The sequence below is a fragment of the Dactylosporangium sp. CA-139066 genome, from assembly GCF_050936175.1.
Classification (GTDB): Bacteria; Actinomycetota; Actinomycetes; order Mycobacteriales; family Micromonosporaceae; genus Dactylosporangium.
The window spans coordinates 1,153,437-1,172,169 of the sequence record NZ_JBNJNH010000001.1; the positions used below are offsets into that span (position 1 = coordinate 1,153,437).

An 18,733-nucleotide genomic window follows, 5' to 3' on the forward strand; every position below is an offset into this window, starting at 1 on the left:
CAGCCTGCGTGGGAGGCGTCAGCTGCTCGGAGGTCGCAGCCTGCGTGGGAGGCGTCAGCTGCTCGGAGGTCGCAGCCTGCGTGGGAGGCGTCAGCTGCTCGGAGGTCGCAGCCTGCGTGGGAGGCGTCAGCTGCTCGGAGGTCGCAGCCTGCGTGGGAGGCGTCAGCTGCTCGGAGGTCGCAGCCCGCGCTGGAGGCGTCACCTGCTCGGGAACCGCGGTAGGCGCGGGTGGGATCGGGCCCTGCACCGGCTCCGCCATCGAGCCTGGCCGCTGCCCGTCAGGCGCAGTCACCGCCGCCGTGTGGGCCCTCAGGCGGCGCAGCTTCTCCGCATGCCGCCGCACAAGCCCCCAATCCCGATGCCGCGCATGCTCCCGGCGGAACTGCTCATTCCTGGGAGAATAATTCCGCGCCCTGGTCCGATCCCGCATGGCAGCCACTTCGCTCTTCGAAAACAACTGCAGCTGCGTGTGTCCTGAACGTGGAGGAGGTTCGGTAGGTCGAGCTTTGGAAGCGGTGCTGCACGGAAGATGAAGGTTGTTGGCCCTTCGGAGTCGCCCGGCGGCGGGAGGCTTCAAACCACCTCATGCTGCGTTGGCTGAAGACCGTCGTGGTGAGCGATGAGGAAAAGGCGCCCGAGAGGTGTCAGGTAGGGATCAGGAAGACGAACGTAAGTGAATCGTTGCTGACGTGTCGAAACAATTACAGACGACATCGAAACCGGGGTGTGCAGCTGATCCCGGGATGAGCCTGGCGGGTGTGCCGCTTTCTGGCCAGGCGGTGTCCGGCATGGAGACGACGTGAGCCTGGTCTGCGGCTTCCGTGTGGAACAGGAGAAGGCGTGCCCGGATACGCCGTGCTCGTGCGGGCAGGGGAGAGGGAGTGTCCCAAGCGGCGACACCGTAAGGGATCGAGTACCGATGCCGGGTGCGCTGGCGGACCGGCCCGTAGTAGTGGTGAGGGCCCTGTAATGGGGCTGGAGCGAAGGGGCCGGGTTGTCCGTGGCTGGTCTGTCCGATCAACCGGATGTTCTCCGGAAGGAGTCGCGTGGGCGAGCTGAAAGCAGCAGACAAGCCGTTTCAGATTTCGAAGCGGGCAGTCTGGGAGGCGTGGGAGAAGGTCAAGGCGAACAAGGGCGCGCCCGGTGTGGACGGACAGACGATCGAGCAGTTCGAGGCGGATCTGAAGAACAACCTGTACAAGATCTGGAATCGGATGTCCTCGGGGTCGTACTTCCCACCACCGGTGCGTGCGGTGGAGATCGAAAAGGCGCATGGGGGCGGCACGAGAATCCTTGGCGTGCCGGCCGTGTCGGATCGCGTCGCGTAGACGGTTGTGGCTATGGAGTTGGAGCGGAAGGTCGAACGGGTCTTCCACCCGGATTCCTATGGCTATCGGCCAGGGCGCTCCGCACTCGACGCCGTGGCTACCTGCCGGACACGGTGCTGGAAGACGGACTGGGTGATCGATCTGGACATCCGCAAGTTCTTCGACAGCGTGCCGTGGGACCTGGTTGTCAAGGCTGTCGAGGCGAACACCGACCTGCCGTGGGTGGTGCTGTATGTCAAACGGTGGTTGCATGCACCGCTGGCACTACCCGACGGGTCGTTGCAAGCCAGAGACCGGGGAACTCCACAGGGGTCCGCGGTCTCACCTGTGCTGGCGAATATGGTCCTGCACTATGCGTTCGACATCTGGATGGCCCGGCAGTTCCCCGGCGTCACCTTCGAACGCTATGTGGACGACGCGGTAGTGCACTGCGTCAGCCAGGCTCAGGCACGGCATGTGCTGGCGGCGCTGCAGGAACGGATGCGTGAGGTCGGCTTGGAACTGCATCCGGACAAGACCAGGATCGTGTACTGCAAGGACAGCAACCGGCGCGGCTCCTACGAGCACACCGCGTTCACGTTCCTCGGGTACACGTTCCGAGGTCGGGAAGTACGGCCCAAGACCGGCAAGCGGTTCACCGGGTTCAACCCGGCGATCAGCAGCGACGCCTTGAAGAGGATCAGTCGTCAGGTGCGGTCCTGGCGGCTGCATCGGCACACCCAGATCTCCGAAACGGACCTCGCAGCATGGGTCAACCCCAAGGTGCGAGGCTGGATGCAGTACTACGGCGCCTTCTACCGTTCAGCGCTGTATCCCCTCCTGACGCGTATCAACGCCTACGTGATGCGCTGGCTCCGCAAGAAGCACAAACGGCTGCGCGAACGAAAGAGAGCACAGGAAGCCTGGACCCGAGCCGTCACCACAAGGCCCCGGTTCTTCGCCCACTGGGCTTGGGTGAACACCGTTCCCGCGGTCTGGTGACCAGGGCAACAAGAGCCGTATAACGAGAGATCGTTACGTACGGTTCTGTGAGAGCCGGGGGCTGAAATGCCCCCGGCTACTCGACCCCATGCATACATTCTCCCAAACCCCTCCCGCCCCTCACCGCCCCGAACGCCAGCATCATTTTCAAATAGCGCACCCACGCCCTGGACCACCGAATGATGACCCGCGCGGACCCGCCGGCGGCAGACGGTCTGTAAGGCATAACCGCAAGCACCCCGAACCCGGACCACGCTTATCCGTTACAGCGGGCGCGCCAGCGCCCGCAAACCATCGGCCGAGCGTCGTCTGCCAGCCCCCCGTCCGAGTGCACCAGCGGTCTTGACACAACGGCCTGAAGCAACCCGGCGGCGGTGCGCTGCGGTGAGCACCGCAGCGCACCGCCGGGATGCCAGCGCCGTCGTGGCCACAACCGCAGATTCACTTGGACGAGGGGCTGACAAACGACGCTCGGCCGATAGTGGCGGGCGCTGGCGCGCCCGCTGCAACGAATAAGCGTGGTCCAGGTCCGCCGCTGCCCACCGTTATGCCTTGCAGACCGTCTGCCGCCGCCGGGTCCGCGCGGGTCGTCATTCGGTGGTCCAGGCGTGGGGGGCGTCACATGGTGCTGTCAGGGAGGCGGATCTCGGCGCGCATGCCCGGGGCGGGCGTCGGTCAGGCGGGCGGTGCCGCCGGGTCCGCGTGTGGGCGTCACATGGTGCTGTCGGGGAGGCGGGGGAGGCGGATCTCGGCGCGCACGCCCGGGCGGGCGTCGGTCAGGCGGGCGGTGCCGCCGTGGCGGCGTACCAGTTCGCGGACGATCGCCAGGCCCAGGCCGCTGCCGCCGGCGTCGCGGGCGCGGCCGTCGTCCAGGCGGGCGAAGCGGTCGAAGACGCGCTCGCGCAGCGGGGCGGGGATGCCCTCGCCGTCGTCGGTCACCGTCAGCAGGACCTCCGACTGGCCCTCGGGGACGGCCGCCACGACCACCTTCGTGCGGGCGTGGCGGACGCCGTTGTCGACGAGGTTGAGCACGACGCGCAGCAGGGCGTCCGGGTCGCCCTCCGTCCACAGGGGCTCGCCGGGGGCGACGGTGACGGTGTCGTACCGCTTGGCGACCGACGACAGCAGCGTGCGCAGCTCCACGGGCTCCAGGGCCGCGCGGCGCGGGTCGGAGGCGTCGGCGCGGGCCAGCAGGAGGAGGTCGTCGACGAGGCGGGTCAGGCGGTCCAGGTCGGCGATGACGTCGTCGGAGACCGCGGCCCAGTCGCCGAGCTTCTGGGCGACCTCGATCTGGATGCGGATCGAGGCCAGAGGGCTGCGCAGCTCGTGGGCGGCGTCGGCGATGAAGGTGCGCTGGCGGGCGCGGGAGACGGCCAGGCGGTCGAGCATGTGGTTGAGCGTGATCGCGAGGCGCTGGATCTCGTCGCTGGACGGCGGGACCGGCAGGCGCTCGTCGGTCGCGGCGCCCGTGATGCGCTCGGCGCCGCTGCGCAGGCGGTCGACGGGGGACAGGGCCGCGCCGACGACCCGCCAGGCGATCACGACCAGGACGAGGACCAGCGCGGGGTACGTCACCCACAGCGCGTTGTTGAGCAGCGCCAGGCTGCGGTGGTAGTCGCCGAGCGGCATGCCGACCAGGATGATCCGGCCGTCGGGGACCTGGTGGGCGGTGACCCGCAGGGTGTCGGGCTGCAGGGCCCGGTCGCCGGGGACCTCGATGCGTTCACCGCGCAGGGCACGGTCGACCTCGTCGCCGCGCAGGAGGGGTACCAGCAGATCGGCACCCTGGTCGCCGGCGATGACGCTTCGCTGCTTGGCGTCCAGGATCTGCACGATCTGGTTGGAGGGCGCCGGCAGCGGCTCGGGCAGGCTGCCCTCGGCGAGCAGCGACGAGATCTCCGTCACGGTGCTGTCGGCGGCGCGGTCGAGGGCGCCGCGGAAGCTGTACGTCATCGCGGTCGCCATGGCCACGCCGGCGATGGTGAGGCCGACGATGAGGCCGCTGGTGCCGAGCAGGACGAGGCGGCCGCGCAGCGAGAGTGACGCCCACCACTTCATGTGCGCAGCCGGTATCCGGCGCCGCGGACGGTCTCGAGCAGGTCGCGGCCCAGCTTGCGGCGCAGGTAGCCGACGTAGACCTCGACGGCGTTGGGCGCGGTGTCGACGCTGGCGTCCCACACGTGGTCGAGCAGCTCGGTCTTGGACACCACCTGGCCGGGGCGCCGCATGAGGTACTCCAGCAGCGCATATTCCCGGGCGGTCAGCACGATCTCGTCGCCGGCGCTGGTGACCCGCCGGCGGGCCGGGTCCAGGGTCAGCTCGCCGACCGTGAGCACGCTGGGCCGCTCCGGCGCGCCGCGGCGCAGCAGGGCGCGCAGCCGGGCGACCAGCACGACGTACGAGAACGGCTTGGTCAGGTAGTCGTCGGCGCCGCAGTCGAGCCCGTCGGCCTGGTCGTACTCGCCGTCCTTGGCCGAGAGCATGAGCACCGGCACCCAGTTCTTCTCGGCGCGCAGCGTCTGCACCACGCGGTACCCGGACAATCCGGGCAGCATGATGTCCAGGATCACGGCGTCGTAGCCGCCGTGGCGGGCCATCTCCAGGCCGTTCGGGCCGTCGCCGGCCACGTCGACCGCGAACCCCTCGGCCTGCAACCCGCGCTGCAGCGCGTTCGCCATCCGCATCTCGTCCTCAACCACCAGCAGCCGCACGCCGTACAGCGTGGCACGCTGGGCTGTGCCGCGGCACAGGCAGTCTCAGCGATGTCACAGCAGGCCCCGAGCAACATGGTCGGCAGGAGGTGTACCCAATGTCCAACTTCACGTCACGACCCGTCCTTCGGTGGGCGGTGCCCGCGGCAGCTGCGGTCGCTGTGGTCGGTGCTGGCGTGGCAGCGAAGACCCTCGCCGTCGCCGCCGAACCCGACCTGCCGCCGCGCACCGCCGCACAGCTGCTGGTCGATCTGCAGACCGCCCGTCTCGACGGGCTGTCCGGCACGGTGGTCGAGCACGCCGATCTCGGCCTGCCGGCGATCCCGCTGCTGACCGGCGACCAGAGCGCCAAGCTCACGTCGCTGGTGTCCGGCAAGCACACCCTGCGCGTGTGGTACTCGGGCCCCGACAAGGCCCGCGTCTCGCTGCTCGGCACGCAGGGCCAGAGCGACGTCATCCACAACGGCACCGACACCTGGCTCTGGGACAGCCAGGCGAAGGAGGCCCAGCACTTCAAGGGCGACGCCGGTGCTGAGCACCCCGGCGTCAACCCGTCCCCGTCCGACCTGCCGAAGTCGCCGCAGGAGGCCGCCGACCTGGCGCTGAAGGCGATCGACCCGACCACGCAGGTCACGACGGGCAACTCGGCGAAGATCGCCGGCCGCAACGCCTACGAGCTCGTGCTGCGCCCGCGCGACACGTCCTCGCTGGTCGGTGAGGTCCGCCTGGCGATCGACGCGCAGGAGAAGGTGCCGCTGCGGGTGCAGGTCCTGCCCCGCGGCACGTCGAACGCGGCGTTCGAGGTCGGCTTCACCTCGGTGAGCTTCGCCCGCCCGGACGACGCCGAGTTCACGTTCAACCCGCCGGCGGGGACCAAGGTCACCGAGGGGGACCCGGCGAAGCTCGCCCAGGAGCAGCAGGGCAAGGCGCAGCAGCACGACGGCAACGCCGCCGACAAGCCCAAGACGGCCGTCATCGGTACCGGGTGGACGTCGGTCTTCGTCATCCGCAACTCGGGTGCCGGCTCCGGCGCCAACTCGGACGAGGCGAAGAAGGCGCAGGACGCGATCGGTCAGCTGCCGGCCGGCAACGGCGGGCGCACGTTCAACAGCAAGCTGGTGAGCGTCCTGTTCACCGACGACGGCCGGGTGCTCATCGGCTCGGTCACGCCGGAGAAGCTCGCCCAGGTGGCCGCGGACCCGGCCGCCGCACTCAAGTAACGCGCTAGGACCTGGACGGGACCGTGGCCACGCCACGGTCCCGTTCCTTGTCCTTCTCCTTCTGCACCCGGCGGTGCTCGGCGGCCCGGGCGAGGGTGGCGACGGAGTACATGTCGCGGGCCCGGCGCAGCAGCGCCTCCTCGTCCGCGGTGTCCTGGCGCACCGAGAAGCCGACGGTGCTGTACGCGAGCACCGACAGCAGCACGCAGGCGAGCACACAGACCGGCGTGAGCATCGCGAACAGCGACACCCCCGGCACCGGCGCGGCGATCGCGACCCCCGCGGCCGGCTCGACCCGGACCGCCGCCATCACCGTGTAGTGCGTACAGCACACCGCGACCGCCATGATCACCGACGCGCACAGCATCGCCGCGTTGCCGCGCACCACGCACGCGCACCACAGCGTCACCGCCGAGCCGATGATCGCCGCACAGGCCGCCGCCAGCAGCGTCCGGGAGTCGTACGCGATCGTGCCCGCCGCCCGCATCGACAGCGGCCCCGTGGCGTACACCGCGGTCACCCCGATCCCGGTCAGCACCCCCGCCGGGAGGATCTTCCAGGTGCTCGGCCGCCCGAAGCCCACGATGTACAGCCCAAGGCAGTAGACGACGACGGCGATGCCGAACCCGAGGGCGGTCGTGAGAATGTCGTACCGCACCACGGTCCGCGGCACGTCGACGCCCAGCATCGCCATGAAGTGCGCCACCCACGTGCCGGCCCCGCCGATGCCCAGCGCGGACACTGTCAGCCAGCGGGCCCGGCTGCCGCCGGTGGACGCCCGCGACCGGCTGGTCAGGAACGTGCCCAGCAGGCACCCGAGCAGGGACAGGGCGAACGCCAGCGCCGGCGTGATCCAGCCATAGGCGAATTGCTCAACCGCGGTCACAGGGTTCGATTCAGCCAGGCCGCGCGCCCCGCCGGTCGGACAGCGTGTGCGGGTTTGTCCGCTGCGCCCCCGGGTAGCCGATCCGCATGGCAACCGAATCCGACGAGTACGTCGCCAGGCACTCCACCATCGGCTCCGGCGCCGCCGGCCGAGCCACCGACGGCGAGACCGACGAGGCCCTGGAGGCCGAGCGCGCATCCGAGTGGGCACCCCCCGGCGAGACCCCGCCGGAGGCCGCGACAACCCCGCCCGACATGACCCAGATGCCCGACCCCGACGGCTCCCGCCACGCGATCTAGTGCCCGGCGTTGATCGCCCGCTGCTGATCCGGATCGATCCCGAGGTCGTCCGGCGCCCGCGGCGGATCGGTCTCGGCCAGCTCCACCCGGTCCTCCGGCCGGACCCGCTCCGGCAGCTCACCGAACCGGGCGTGACGCAGGAACGCGAGCTCCGTGTCGGTGAAGGGCTCCTCGGCCATGCTCGGATAGTGCACCCGCCGCACCGCCTCCGGCAAGAATGTCGGGATGAGCAGCGCGCCGCAGGTCGGCCGGGGCCAGGTCCTGGCGTACCGAACCATCGCCAACGGCCTGCGTGAGCGCCTGGACGGCGCCCCCGACCCGCTCGCCGTCCTCGACCTCGGCGTACCCAACGTCCCCGCCGGCACCGCGCGCCAGGCCCTCGCGGCCCGCTGCACCGACCCGCTCGGCGGCGCGCTGGCCCTGGCCTGGACCACCCGCGGCGCCCCGCACCTGCACCGCCCGGCCGACCTGCCCGCGCTGGCCGCCGCCCTGTGGCCGCTCGACGACGCCGACGCCGCCGCCCGCTTCGCCACCGGCCAGCTCACGCCGGCCGCCGGCGCCCTCGGCATCGAGGCGTTCCGCGTCACTGCCGCCGCCCTGCAGTCGGTCGTGCGGGCCCCGACGGCGAAGGGCGAGGTCAGCCGCGCGGTGAGCGACCGGGTCCCGCCCGAGCTGACGTACGACTGCCGCCCCTGCGCCGCCCGCCACATCTCCGGCGGCCTGTTCCAGCAGGCGGCCCTGGCCGGCGGCGTGGCGCTGGACGAGGACGCCGCGAAGACCGTCCTGATCCCCGCCACCCCGAGACCGCCGATCCCGTCATCCTCGTCCGGTACGTCACGACTCGTCCGCACCTACCTCCACCTCCTCGGCCCGGCCACCATCGGCGACGTGGCCAAGTACCTGGGCACCACGGCCGGCTCGCTGAAGCCCGCCTGGCCGTCCGACCTGGCGGAGGTCTCGGTGGACGGCCGCCGGGCGTGGCTTCCCGCCGACGACCTCGACGCGTTACGGTCGGCCCGGCCGATCCGCGGCGTGCGCCTGCTGCCACCGTCCGACCCGTTCCTGCAGGCTCGGGACCGCGCGGTCCTCGTCCCGGACAAGTCCCAGTCGAAAGAGGTCTGGCGCATCCTGGGCAACCCGGGCGTGGTACTGCTGGACGGCGAGATCGCCGGCACCTGGCGCGCCCGGGTGGCCCGCAAGCGCCTGGAACTCACGGTCACGCCTTGGCTGCCGCTGTCCGCCGAGACCCGCCGCGACCTGGAGTCGGAGGCCCAGACGGTCGCCGCGGCCCGTTCCCTCCTATCGGCGGACGTACTCGGCCTGTCTTGACACTGCCGCCCGTCGACTTCAGCCGCCGCCGGCGGTCTCTCCCGGACGAGCTCATCCTCGCGCGCCGCCCTTCTCGTGCGTCGCGCCTTTCGTGCGCCCGTCTTCACCGTGAGGGCGGTCGGCGTCACTCCCGTGCATGCCGCCTCGGTGTGGTGTCTGCGGTGTGGTGCCGCCCGTGCCGTGTCGCCTGCGGTGTGGTGCCGCCCGTGCCGTGTCGCCTGCGGTGTGGTGCCGCCCGTGCCGTGTCGCCTGCGGTGTGGTGCCGCCCGTGCCGTGTCGCCTGCGGTGTGGTGCCGCCCGTGCCGTGTCGCCTGCGGTGTGGTGCCGCCCGTGCCGTGTCGCCTGCGGTGTGGTGCCGCCCGTGCCGTGTCGCCTGCGGTGTGGTGCCGCCCGTGCCGTGTCGCCTGCGGTGTGGTGCCGCCCGTGCCGTGTCGCCTGCGGTGCGGTGCCACCCGTGCCGTGTCGCCTGCGGTGCGGTGCCACCCGGGCCGTATCGCCCGTGCGGTGTCGCCTGCGGTGCGGTGCCACCCGTGCCGTGTCGCCTGCGGTGCGGTGGCGGTTGTGGTGCGATCCCGCCCTCCGCGAGGTGCGGTGCCGCCGCTTCTGCAGCGCGGTCGTCGTTGCGCGCGCGTGATCTCCGGCGCCGATCGCCTCCGAACCCCGGGCGCTAGGCTCGGAACGCATGAGGCTAGATCCGGTCGGCCGCCTGCTCAAGCTGCCCCCCGCGCTCACCGCCCGGGTCAGGGTGACGCGCACCATTCCGGTCCGGATGCGCGACGGCGCCATCCTCCGCGCCGACCACTACGCCCCCGCTCTGGACGCCGACCTCCCCACCGTGCTGGTCCGCACCCCGTACGGCCGGGGCGCCCCCGCAAGCGTCCTCTGCCGCGCGGTGGCCCAGCGCGGTTTCAACGTCCTCATGCAGTCCTGCCGCGGCACCGGCGACTCCGGCGGCACCTTCGAGCCCCTCCTCCAGGAACGCGAGGACGGCCTCGACACCCTCGACTGGCTTCGCTGTCAACCCTGGTACGACGGGCGCCTCCTCACCTACGGCCCCAGCTACGTCGGCTTCGTCCAGTGGGCCCTGGCCGCCGAGGCCGGCGACGAGCTCAAGGCCATGGCCACCATCGTCACCGCCTCCGACTTCGGCCCACCCACCTACGCCGGAGGCGCCTTCTCCCTGGACAGCGTCCTGACGTGGTCCGCCCTGCTCGAGGCCCAGCGCGGCCCACGCCTGAACAACGCCGTGGAGTTGTTGCGCGGCCAACCCCGCCTGCAGCGCGGCCTGGCCAGAGTCCCGATGGCCGAGGCCGACCGTGTCACGGTCGGCAACGAAATCGAGTTCTTCCAGCGCTGGCTAGCCGAGGCCGACCCCACGTCCCCGTACTGGACCCAGCGCGGCCACACCCACCGCCTGCCGAAGGTCACCGCTCCGGTCCTGATGATAGGCGGCTGGTACGACATTTTTCTCCCGTGGCAACTGGCCGACTACATGGCGTTACGGGCCGCGGGCCAGCAGCCGTACCTGACGATCGGCCCCTGGAACCACGGCAGCGCCGGCCTGTTCCAGCAGTCGGCCGCCGAGGCCGTGGCCTGGTTCCGCGCCCACACGGGCGGCCCGGAGACCATCCGCGACCACCCGGTCCGAGTCCACGTCGGCGGCGCCAACGGCTGGCTGGAGCTCCCCGACTGGCCGCCGACCAAGAGCCACCCCCAGCAGTGGTACCTCCACCCTTCCAACCACCTGACCCAGTCAGAGCCCTCGGCGAACGAACCTTTGCCTTTGGACTCCTTCGTCTACAACCCGAAGGACCCAACCCCGGCCGTAGGCGGCCCCCGCCTGGTCGGCAAGATCGCCGGCCGCCGCGACAACCGCCCCCTGGAGTCCCGCCCGGACGTCCTGACGTTCACCTCGGCACCGCTGACCGAGCCGCTGGACGTGGTCGGCCCGGTCCACGCCGACATCTACGTCCGCGCGACAACCCCGTCCCGAAACGGCACCCCGTCGCCGTACTTCGACGTCTTCGTCCGCCTGTGCGAGGTGGACGAGCAGGGCCGCTCCTGGAACGTCTGCGACGGCCTGGCGCGCGCCGACGAGAACCACGACCCGTCGATCCCGGTCCGCGTGGAACTCTGGCCTACGGCCCACCGCTTCCCGCCCGGCCACCGAATCCGCGTCCAGATCAGCGGCGGCGCCCACCCGAGGTTCTCTCGCAACCCGGGCACGGGCGCCCCATTCGGCCACGAGCTGGAACTCCGCCCGGTACGCCAGGAGATCCTCGCCCCGTCCTCCATCACCCTGCCCGTGGCCCCCTGACACTGCCACGGGTCTGAACACTGCCACGCTGACAGTGTCACGAACGCCGCCGCGCATGCGTGGGTTCCCCCGCACCAGCAGCGTTCGCTCTCGAACCATCTCCGCCAAGCGCCCTTCGCGTGGGTCGGATTCGCCGCCGTCCTTGTTCTCGACGCTGTCACCATGACTGTGTCATATAACGCTGTCATATATCAGTGTTACGTGACAGTGTCGACGACGGAGAGCGCTGGGTGCAGCTCTCGGGCCGTCGGCGCGTATTGGCGGGCGCCACGGGTCAGTCGTTGATGCCGAATCTGCACGCATGCCGGCTCCGGCTCGAAACGCACGCCCGTCTCCCGCTCTGAACGCACGCCTGTGCTCCGAACGCCCGTCTGTCTCCTGCTCTGGATGCATGCTGCTTGCGGTCCTGGACGCATGCCGCCGCAGCTCAGGAGGCATGTCGCCTGTGGCTTAGGACCAATGCCAGGTGCGCTGGGCCGGACGAAGCGCTGCCGCGGGCTGTCAAGCGCTGCAGATGTCGCCCGTCATGAGACGTGCTTCCGTTCGGGCGAACCGCGGTGGTGTCGGCTTGGCGGCCAGCGAGTGGTGGCCGAGGCCCGGGGGCGCCGCCGTCGTGACACTGTCATCATGACACTGTCAGGTTCTGAACGTTGACAGTGTCATGGTGACAGTGTCAGGATCGGAGTCATGGCCGCTACCGAATGGACGCTCGAGGAGTTGATCGGCATGGTCGCCGCCGTGCTCGATGGCACCGGGTACGAGGGCGCGCCGAACGGGCGGGTGCAGGATCTGCCCGATGTGCGAGCCGTCCGATGGTACACAAGCATAGGGCTCCTCGACCGGCCGCGTGCGCGCGGGCGGGCCCGCATCTACGGGCCTCGGCACTACCTGCAGTTGGTCGCGATCAAGCGGCGGCAGGCGCAGGGGTTCAAGATTGCCGAGATCCAGGCCGAGCTGGCCAATGCGCCCGATGACGTGCTGTTGCGGATCGCGAAGCTGCCGCCAGGTGTGGCGTTTCGGGTGGACCCTACGCCTGCCGAGCGGCTCTCGGCGATCATGCATCCCGATAGTCCGCCGCCGCGGCGGTTCTGGGCCATGCCGCCGAGTGAGTTCATGCCGGCCGTAGCGCACGAGCCGAGCCAGGACGAGCGGAGCCAGGACGAGCGGAGCCAGGACGAGCGGAGCCGGGACGAGCCGAGCCGGGACGAGCGCGGCCAAGACGAAGACGAACGCCGGGATCAGGGCAAAGGGCGGGACGAGGCCGAGGGGCATGGCGAAGCCGTGCGAGATCGGCGCAATCACGGAGATCAAAGCGCCGGGCAGGAAGCTCGAGATGCGCTGATCACGGGGGTGCCGCTCGGTGGGGGAGTCGTGCTCCTGCTGCCGACGACGCCGACGGGCGACGATGTTGCGCGCATTCGGGAAACGACCCGCGAACTGATGGGGCTGCTCGCCAGTCGTGGGCTTGTCACGGCAACGGACGATGTGAGCCGGCCCGACAACAAGACCGGGTTCGACAACAAGACCGAGAACGAGACCGGGGCCGATGACGAGAACGAGCCCAAAGAAAACGAGCCCAAAGAACAGGTCGGAATAGGGACCAGGGCCGAAGACGAAGGGCAGAAAGAACGCGACGGGGGCGGGCGGAAGAGGCGAGACAAGGCGCGGTTGCAAGACGAGATCAAGGACTCCACGAACGCCGGGGCTAGCAGGACGAAGAGGAGAGGGAGCGCCGTATGAGACTCGCGACGATGACCGAGGACGAGGCGCGGCGGGTGGCCGTGGCCGATGGCGACGCCGGGCTCGGGGCGTTGCGTACCGAGCGCGGGAACCTGCCGCTCGACCGGCTCGAGGTGCGGGCCTCGATCACCGGGCTGGTCGCCCGCACGGACCTGACGCAGGAGTTCGTCAACGTCCACCGCGAGCCGCTCGAAGCAACCTACATCTTCCCGCTGCCCGACCGCGCGGCCGTGGTGCGCATGGCGATGACGGCCGACGGGCGGGTCGTGGAGGCGGAGCTGCAGGAGCGCGGCGCGGCCCGCGAGGCCTACGACACCGCGATCGCCGCCGGGCAGCGGGCCTCCATCGCCGAGGAGGAGCGGCCCGACGTGTTCACCATGCGGGTCGGCAACATCCTGCCCGGGGAGCGCGTCAGCGTGCGGCTTTCACTGGTGGGGCCGCTCGCCTTCGAGGACGGCGAGGCGACGTACCGCTTCCCGCTCGTCGTCGCCCCGCGGTACATCCCGGGAAGCAGCCTCCCTGGTGACAGTGTCGGCGACGGGTTCGCGCCGGACACCGACGCCGTCCCGGACGCCTCGCGGATCAGCCCGCCGGTGCTGCTGCCCGGCTTCCCCAACCCGCTGCGCCTGTCGATCGACGTCGACATCGACGCGGCCGGGCTGCCCCTCGGCGACGTGCGGTCCAGCCTGCACGCCGTTTCCCAAACCGCAAACCATGTTTCGGTACACCCGGGGGACCGCGCCAACCGCGACTTCGTCCTGCGGCTCGCCTACGGGCCGGGCAACCAGAGCCTGGCGCTCGCGCCCGACGAGGAGGGCGACGAGGGCACGTACCGGCTGACGGTCCTCCCGCCGGAGGCCGACGCGCCGCCGCGGCCCAAGGATGTGGTACTGCTGCTGGACCGCTCCGGCAGCATGGGCGGCTGGAAGATGGTCGCCGCGCGGCGGGCCGCGGCCCGGATCGTCGACACGCTGGGGGCGCAGGACCGGTTCGCCGTGCTGTCGTTCGACGACCGGGTCGAGACGCCGGAGTCGCTGGGATCGGGGCTTTCCAGCGGTACCGACCGGAACCGCTATCGCGCCGTCGAACACCTCGCGCGGGTGGACGCGCGCGGCGGCACCGAGCTGCTGCAGCCGCTGCTCGACGGGCTGCGTGTGCTCGGCGAGGACGCCGGGCGCGACCGCGTGCTGGTGCTCGTGACCGACGGGCAGGTCGGCAACGAGGACCAGATCCTGCGTACCGTGTCGACCGGCCTGCGCGGCGTGCGCGTGCACACTGTCGGCATCGACCGGTCCGTCAACGCCGGCTTCCTCGGCCGCCTCGCGATCGCCGGCGGCGGCCGGTGCGAGCTCGTCGAGAGCGAGGACCGCCTCGACGAGGCGATGGACCACATCCACCGGCGCATCGGCGCGCCCGTCGTCAGCGGCGTGACCATCGCCGCCGAGGGCCTTGACCTGCTCGACGACACCCGCACCCCGGCGCGGCTGCCGGACGTGTTCCCGGGCGTGCCGTTCGTGGTCACCGGGCGGTACCGCGGCCCGGTCGCCGGCGCCCTCACCGTCTCCGGCACGACCCGCGACGGCCGCGCGTGGACGGCTACCGTACCGGCGCAGCGCCACGACTCGACCGCGCTGACCGCCGTGTGGGCGCGGGCGCTGCTGCGCGACCTCGAGGACCGGTACGCCGCCGGCAGCACCCCGCTCGAGACCCGCATCACCGGCACGTCGCTGCGCTTCGGCGTGCTGTGCCGCTTCACGGCGTTCGTCGCGGTCGACACCCGCGTGGTGACCGACGGCGGCGAGCCGCGGAAGGTCACGCAGCCGGTCGAGACGCCCGACGGCTGGGAGCTGCCGAAGGCGGTGCCGTCGTTCCTGCGTCCGGTCGCCGCCTCGTACGGCATGCCGACCACGCTCGGCGGCGGAGTCTTCCCGCCGCCGGCCCCGGCCGCGGCCCCGCCGATGGCGATGCCGGCCCCCGGCGCGCCGCCGGCGCCCCCGCCGATGTCGGTTCCCGCGCCCGCCGCCCGCCCGTTCCCGGTCGGCGGCGCCGTCCAGCGCAAGCGCGCCGGCCGGGGCTCGTCGCGCCCGTTCGCGGCGCCGGCGAGCGTGGCGGCCGAGCGGCCGGAGAAGGAGGCCGTCGACGTGCGGGAGCTCGCGGCCCAGGAGGCGGCCCGGCTGCGCGCGGCCGAGTCGCGCCCCGAGTACGAGCGGCGGGAGCTGCTGGAGGACCTCGGTTCGCGCCTGGCCGCCCTGGGCGTGCCGGCGCTGCACGAGCTGACCGAGGCGCTGACCCCGCGGTCAATGTCCGCACGCCCGTTCGTCGAACTCTGGCAGTACGTCCTGGAGGCCCTCGACCGCGCCGCCGCCACCAGCCCGAAGCCGTCCCGCGTCGCCTTCTGGAAGCGCTGAGCGCAACACGACCCGGCCGGCGCGGACCGGCCGGGTCGTGCCGGCGATCCCGTTCCGCCGTCGCCCCGGCATCGCGCCGATGCGCAAATATGCCGAAATTGGCGAAAAGTGGGCGCCACGCGCGAGGACGGACGGGGCGAAGCGCGACCCGACCGGCGCGACGCGAGTGCCCGGCCGGTGCGACGTTAGAGCGCAGCGACCCCGATCCGCGAGCAGCGTGGGCACGGCGCGCGCCGCCGACCAGCCACTTGGGCACGCGATGGACGAGACGAGCGGAAGCGGCGCCGAACCGAGCCCGGCCCGCCCCCGATCAGACCGTCGGCCAGACCTCGGCCAGGAGCTGACGAGTGTCGGCCAGCAGCTGCGGCAACACCTTCGTCCGCCCCACCACCGGCATGAAGTTGGTGTCCCCGCCCCACCGCGGCACGATGTGCTGATGTAGGTGCGCCGCGATCCCGGCCCCCGCGACGGAGCCCTGGTTCATCCCGAGGTTGAACCCGTGCGCCCCGCTCACCTTCCGCACGGCCCGCATCGCCGTCTGCGTGAACGACGCCACCTCCGCCGTCTCCGCCAGGGTCAGGTCGGTGTAGTCGGCGATGTGGCGATAGGGGACGACCATGAGGTGGCCGGGGTTGTACGGGTACAGGTTCAGGATCGCGTAGACCACCGAACCGCGGGCCACCACCAGGCTCTCCTCCGCCGGCACACCGGGCGCCCGGCAGAACGGGCACCCGGCCGGCTGGTCGTGGTCCTCGGCCCGGTTCTCACCCTTGATGTACGCCATCCGGTGCGGCGTCCACAGCCGGTCCAGGTCGTCCGGCTCCCCGGGGCTCGTCACTCGGGCGACCCCTCGGCAACGGCGGCCGACGGGCCCTCGTTGACGCGCGACTGGACGACCGCCACCACGTGCGCGAGGGCCTCGACGATCGGGACGCCGTTGCGCTGCGAGCCGTCGCGGTAGCGGAAGGAGACCGTCCCGGCGGTCACGTCGTCGTCGCCGGCGATGACCATGAACGGGATCTTCTGCTGCTGCGCGTTGCGGATCTTCTTCTGCATGCGCTCGTCGGAGTGGTCGACCTCGACCCGGATGCCCTGGGCGCGCAGCTGCTCGGCGAAGGAGTCCAGGTAGTCGGCGTGGTCGGCGCGGATCGGGATGCCGACGACCTGCACCGGGGCGAGCCAGGCCGGGAAGGCGCCGGCGTAGTGCTCGGTGAGCACGCCGAAGAAGCGCTCGATCGAGCCGAACAGCGCCCGGTGGATCATGACGGGGCGCTGGCGGGAGCCGTCGGCCGCCTGGTACTCCAGCTCGAAGCGCTCCGGCAGGTTGAAGTCCAGCTGGATCGTCGACATCTGCCAGGTCCGGCCGATCGCGTCCTTCGCCTGCACCGAGATCTTCGGGCCGTAGAACGCGGCGCCGCCCGGGTCGGGCACGAGCTCGAGGCCGGACTCGGTGGCGACCCGGCGCAGCGTCTCGGTGGCGACGTCCCAGACGTCGTCGGAGCCGACGTACTTGTCCGGGTTCTTCGTGGACAGCTCGAGGTAGAAGTCGGTCAGGCCGTAGTCCTTGAGCAGGTCGAGCACGAACTGCAGCAGCGAGGCGAGCTCGGACTCGACCTGCTCCGGGGTGCAGAAGATGTGCGCGTCGTCCTGCGTCATGCCGCGCACCCGCGTGAGGCCGTGGATCACGCCCGACTTCTCGTAGCGGTACACGGTGCCGAACTCGAACATCCGCAGCGGCAGCTCGCGGTAGGAGCGCCCGCGCGAGCGGAAGATCAGGTCGTGCATCGGGCAGTTCATCGGCTTGAGGTAGTAGTTCGCGCCCTCGACCTCCATGGGCGGGAACATGCCGTCGGCGTACCAGTCCAGGTGGCCCGAGACCTCGTACAGGTTGCCCTTCGTGATGTGCGGGGTGTTCACGAAGGCGTAGCCGGCCTCCTCGTGGCGGCGGCGGGAGTAGTTCTCCATCTCCCGGCGGATGATGCCGCCCTTCGGGTGGAACACCGGCAGGCCCGAGCCGAGCTCGTCGGGGAAGCTGAAGAGGTCCAGGTCGACGCCGAGCTTGCGGTGGTCGCGGCGCGCGGCCTCCTCAAGCAGTCGCTGGTACTCCTTGAGCGCATCCCGCGTCGGCCAGGCCGTCCCGTAGACCCGCTGCAGCTGGGGGTTCTTCTCGGAGCCGCGCCAGTAGGCGGCCGCGGTCCGGGTCAGCTTGAACGCCTGGATGAGCCGCGTGGTCGGCAGGTGCGGGCCGCGGCACAGATCGGACCAGCAGACCTTGTCGGTCTGGGCGTCGAGGTTGTCGTAGATCGTCAGCTCGCCGCCGCCGACCTCCATGACCTCCGAGGTGTCCAATTTCTCGCCACTGTCGGACTTGACGTCGACGAGCTCGAGCTTGAACGGCTCGTCGGCCAGCTCCACCTTGGCCTGCTCCACCGAGTCGAAGCGCCGGCGGCGGAACCGCTGGCCCGACTTGATGATCTCCTGCATGCGCTTCTCGAGCTTGTCGAGGTCGTCGGGGTGGAACGGCTTGCCGACGCCGAAGTCGTAGTAGAAGCCGTTCTCGATCGGCGGGCCGATGCCCAGCTTCGCCTCGGGGAAGAGGTCCTGGACGGCCTGGGCGAGCACGTGCGCGGTCGAGTGGCGCAGCACGTTGAGCCCGTCGGGGCTGGACAGGTCGACGGCCTCGACCTCGGTGTCGGCCTCCGGGGTCCAGTCGAGGTCGCGCAGCCGGCCGTCAGCCTCGCGGACCACCACGATCGCCTTCGGCCCATTGGCCGGCAGCCCCGCGGCGGCGACGGCGGCCGCCGCCGTCGTGCCCGCCGTGACCACGATGCGCGGTGGGGCTTCGGTATTCGAGCGCACTGCGGACACGGGCTGCTCCAAGCTTCGCTGGGTCGCTGACACCTGCGATGCTATCGACCCACTCAGCGCAACGCCGCGAACACCCCGCCCGCGACGAGCGCGCCGACCACGGTGCCGACCACGACCTGCGGCCAGGTGTGGTCCTTCAGCTCCACCCGCGACCAGCCGACGGCGGCGACCACCGGGAGCGCGGCGAGCAGCACCGGGCCGTACACCAGGGAAAGAATGATCACCGATCCCGCGGCGACGGCGGCGTGCACCGACATCTTCCACCAGTGGTTGACGGCCGCCGCCACGACGAGCCCGACGCCGCCGGCCACCACCGCGGCCATCAGCTCCCGGTGGGCGTGGGCGAGCAGCAGCACCACGATGCCGGCGGCGACCGAGCCGAGCCCGACCATCAGCGGGACGAGCCGCTGCCGCCGGTCGCCGATGTGGTGATCGGTGATCCGGCCGGTCCGCACGCCGCGCAGGATGTAGAGGTACGGCAGGACGCTCTCGAACAGCGCGGCGAGCGCCCCCATCGCCAGGCCCCGGGCCAGGCCGGGCTCGCTGTGCACGCCGAGCAGCACCAGCAGCACGGACACGAGCACGGCCGGCGCGAACGCCTCCGTCAGCCACCTGGCGAGCCGCTGCCTGATCACGGCAGGGACCT

15 protein-coding genes are annotated in these 18,733 nt (G+C 71.2%); 8 read left to right on the forward strand and 7 right to left on the reverse strand.

Features of this window, described 5'->3' with window-relative positions; translation table 11 throughout:
• Positions 1-1,046: 1,046 nt before the first annotated feature.
• Both ACQEVU_RS05510 and ACQEVU_RS05515 read left to right on the forward strand, forming a co-directional pair.
• On the forward strand, positions 1,047-1,328 hold the full coding sequence (locus ACQEVU_RS05510; protein ID WP_433321412.1) for a hypothetical protein: 282 nt from the start codon (positions 1,047-1,049) through the stop codon (positions 1,326-1,328).
• Positions 1,329-1,340: 12 nt separating this feature from the next.
• Positions 1,341-2,309, forward strand: coding sequence for a reverse transcriptase domain-containing protein (locus ACQEVU_RS05515; RefSeq protein ID WP_433321414.1), 969 nt, complete (start codon positions 1,341-1,343; stop codon positions 2,307-2,309).
• A 711-nt stretch (positions 2,310-3,020) separates the two neighbouring features.
• Here the strand turns inward: ACQEVU_RS05515 and ACQEVU_RS05520 are convergent.
• Both ACQEVU_RS05520 and ACQEVU_RS05525 read right to left on the reverse strand, forming a co-directional pair.
• Positions 3,021-4,367, reverse strand: coding sequence for a sensor histidine kinase (locus ACQEVU_RS05520; RefSeq protein WP_433321416.1), 1,347 nt, complete (start codon positions 4,365-4,367; stop codon positions 3,021-3,023).
• Positions 4,364-5,020 (reverse strand): response regulator transcription factor, encoded by a 657-nt coding sequence (locus ACQEVU_RS05525; RefSeq protein WP_433321418.1) that lies wholly within the window; start codon positions 5,018-5,020, stop codon positions 4,364-4,366. Before ACQEVU_RS05525 ends, ACQEVU_RS05520 begins: the two co-directional genes overlap by 4 nt.
• 98 nt (positions 5,021-5,118) lie before the next feature.
• On the opposite strand from ACQEVU_RS05525, the gene ACQEVU_RS05530 reads away from it, so the two are divergent.
• Positions 5,119-6,240, forward strand: coding sequence for a LolA family protein (locus ACQEVU_RS05530; RefSeq protein WP_433321420.1), 1,122 nt, complete (start codon positions 5,119-5,121; stop codon positions 6,238-6,240).
• A gap of 4 nt (positions 6,241-6,244) precedes the next feature.
• Here ACQEVU_RS05530 and ACQEVU_RS05535 read toward each other — a convergent pair whose 3' ends face one another.
• Entirely contained in the window at positions 6,245-7,126 is an 882-nt protein-coding gene (locus ACQEVU_RS05535) for an MHYT domain-containing protein (RefSeq protein WP_433321421.1), read from the reverse strand.
• Between the two features lie 86 nt (positions 7,127-7,212).
• On the opposite strand from ACQEVU_RS05535, the gene ACQEVU_RS05540 reads away from it, so the two are divergent.
• The gene (locus tag ACQEVU_RS05540) at positions 7,213-7,425 is read left to right on the forward strand and encodes a hypothetical protein (RefSeq protein WP_433321423.1); all 213 of its coding nucleotides are present in this window, start codon (positions 7,213-7,215) and stop codon (positions 7,423-7,425) included.
• Here ACQEVU_RS05540 and ACQEVU_RS05545 read toward each other — a convergent pair.
• The gene (locus tag ACQEVU_RS05545) at positions 7,422-7,604 is read right to left on the reverse strand and encodes a hypothetical protein (protein ID WP_433321425.1); all 183 of its coding nucleotides are present in this window, start codon (positions 7,602-7,604) and stop codon (positions 7,422-7,424) included. The two genes, ACQEVU_RS05540 and ACQEVU_RS05545, sit on opposite strands and share 4 nt — an antisense overlap.
• A 46-nt stretch (positions 7,605-7,650) precedes the next feature.
• Between ACQEVU_RS05545 and ACQEVU_RS05550 the strand changes: the two genes are divergently transcribed.
• From ACQEVU_RS05550 to ACQEVU_RS05565, 4 genes are all read left to right on the forward strand, one after another.
• Positions 7,651-8,754 carry a DNA glycosylase AlkZ-like family protein gene (locus tag ACQEVU_RS05550; protein ID WP_433321427.1) on the forward strand — a complete coding sequence of 368 codons (1,104 nt, stop codon included), beginning with the start codon at positions 7,651-7,653 and terminating at the stop codon, positions 8,752-8,754.
• Between the two features lie 682 nt (positions 8,755-9,436).
• A complete protein-coding gene (locus ACQEVU_RS05555; protein WP_433321429.1) occupies positions 9,437-11,071 on the forward strand; it encodes a CocE/NonD family hydrolase in 1,635 nt (544 codons plus the stop codon).
• Positions 11,072-11,758: 687 nt separating this feature from the next.
• Complete coding sequence (locus ACQEVU_RS05560; protein WP_433321431.1) at positions 11,759-12,811, forward strand: MerR family transcriptional regulator; 1,053 nt, start codon at positions 11,759-11,761, stop codon at positions 12,809-12,811.
• The gene (locus ACQEVU_RS05565) at positions 12,808-15,219 is read left to right on the forward strand and encodes a VIT domain-containing protein (RefSeq protein WP_433321433.1); all 2,412 of its coding nucleotides are present in this window, start codon (positions 12,808-12,810) and stop codon (positions 15,217-15,219) included. The genes ACQEVU_RS05560 and ACQEVU_RS05565 overlap by 4 nt, the downstream gene beginning before the upstream one ends.
• 310 nt (positions 15,220-15,529) lie before the next feature.
• Here ACQEVU_RS05565 and ACQEVU_RS05570 read toward each other — a convergent pair whose 3' ends face one another.
• The 3 genes from ACQEVU_RS05570 to ACQEVU_RS05580 are packed head-to-tail and all read right to left on the reverse strand — an operon-like array spanning position 15,530 to position 18,722.
• Positions 15,530-16,003, reverse strand: coding sequence for an HIT family protein (locus ACQEVU_RS05570; RefSeq protein ID WP_433334802.1), 474 nt, complete (start codon positions 16,001-16,003; stop codon positions 15,530-15,532).
• Between the two features lie 50 nt (positions 16,004-16,053).
• Positions 16,054-18,087, reverse strand: coding sequence for a threonine--tRNA ligase (gene thrS / locus ACQEVU_RS05575; RefSeq protein ID WP_433321435.1), 2,034 nt, complete (start codon positions 18,085-18,087; stop codon positions 16,054-16,056).
• A 53-nt stretch (positions 18,088-18,140) separates the two neighbouring features.
• Entirely contained in the window at positions 18,141-18,722 is a 582-nt protein-coding gene (locus tag ACQEVU_RS05580) for a phosphoesterase PA-phosphatase (RefSeq protein WP_433321437.1), read from the reverse strand.
• Positions 18,723-18,733: the final 11 nt, after the last annotated feature.

What these genes read in the sequence shown, in the direction of transcription:
- ACQEVU_RS05515 (WP_433321414.1), top strand. Translation starts at nt 1,341, where the DNA reads ATGGAGTTGGAGCGGAAGGTCGAACGGGTCTTCCACCCGGATTCCTAT.
- ACQEVU_RS05520 (WP_433321416.1), bottom strand. Translation starts at nt 4,367, where the DNA reads ATGAAGTGGTGGGCGTCACTCTCGCTGCGCGGCCGCCTCGTCCTGCTC.
- ACQEVU_RS05530 (WP_433321420.1), top strand. Translation starts at nt 5,119, where the DNA reads ATGTCCAACTTCACGTCACGACCCGTCCTTCGGTGGGCGGTGCCCGCG.
- ACQEVU_RS05540 (WP_433321423.1), top strand. Translation starts at nt 7,213, where the DNA reads ATGGCAACCGAATCCGACGAGTACGTCGCCAGGCACTCCACCATCGGC.
- ACQEVU_RS05545 (WP_433321425.1), bottom strand. Translation starts at nt 7,604, where the DNA reads ATGGCCGAGGAGCCCTTCACCGACACGGAGCTCGCGTTCCTGCGTCAC.
- ACQEVU_RS05550 (WP_433321427.1), top strand. Translation starts at nt 7,651, where the DNA reads ATGAGCAGCGCGCCGCAGGTCGGCCGGGGCCAGGTCCTGGCGTACCGA.
- ACQEVU_RS05555 (WP_433321429.1), top strand. Translation starts at nt 9,437, where the DNA reads ATGAGGCTAGATCCGGTCGGCCGCCTGCTCAAGCTGCCCCCCGCGCTC.
- ACQEVU_RS05560 (WP_433321431.1), top strand. Translation starts at nt 11,759, where the DNA reads ATGGCCGCTACCGAATGGACGCTCGAGGAGTTGATCGGCATGGTCGCC.
- ACQEVU_RS05565 (WP_433321433.1), top strand. Translation starts at nt 12,808, where the DNA reads ATGAGACTCGCGACGATGACCGAGGACGAGGCGCGGCGGGTGGCCGTG.
- ACQEVU_RS05570 (WP_433334802.1), bottom strand. Translation starts at nt 16,003, where the DNA reads ATGGCGTACATCAAGGGTGAGAACCGGGCCGAGGACCACGACCAGCCG.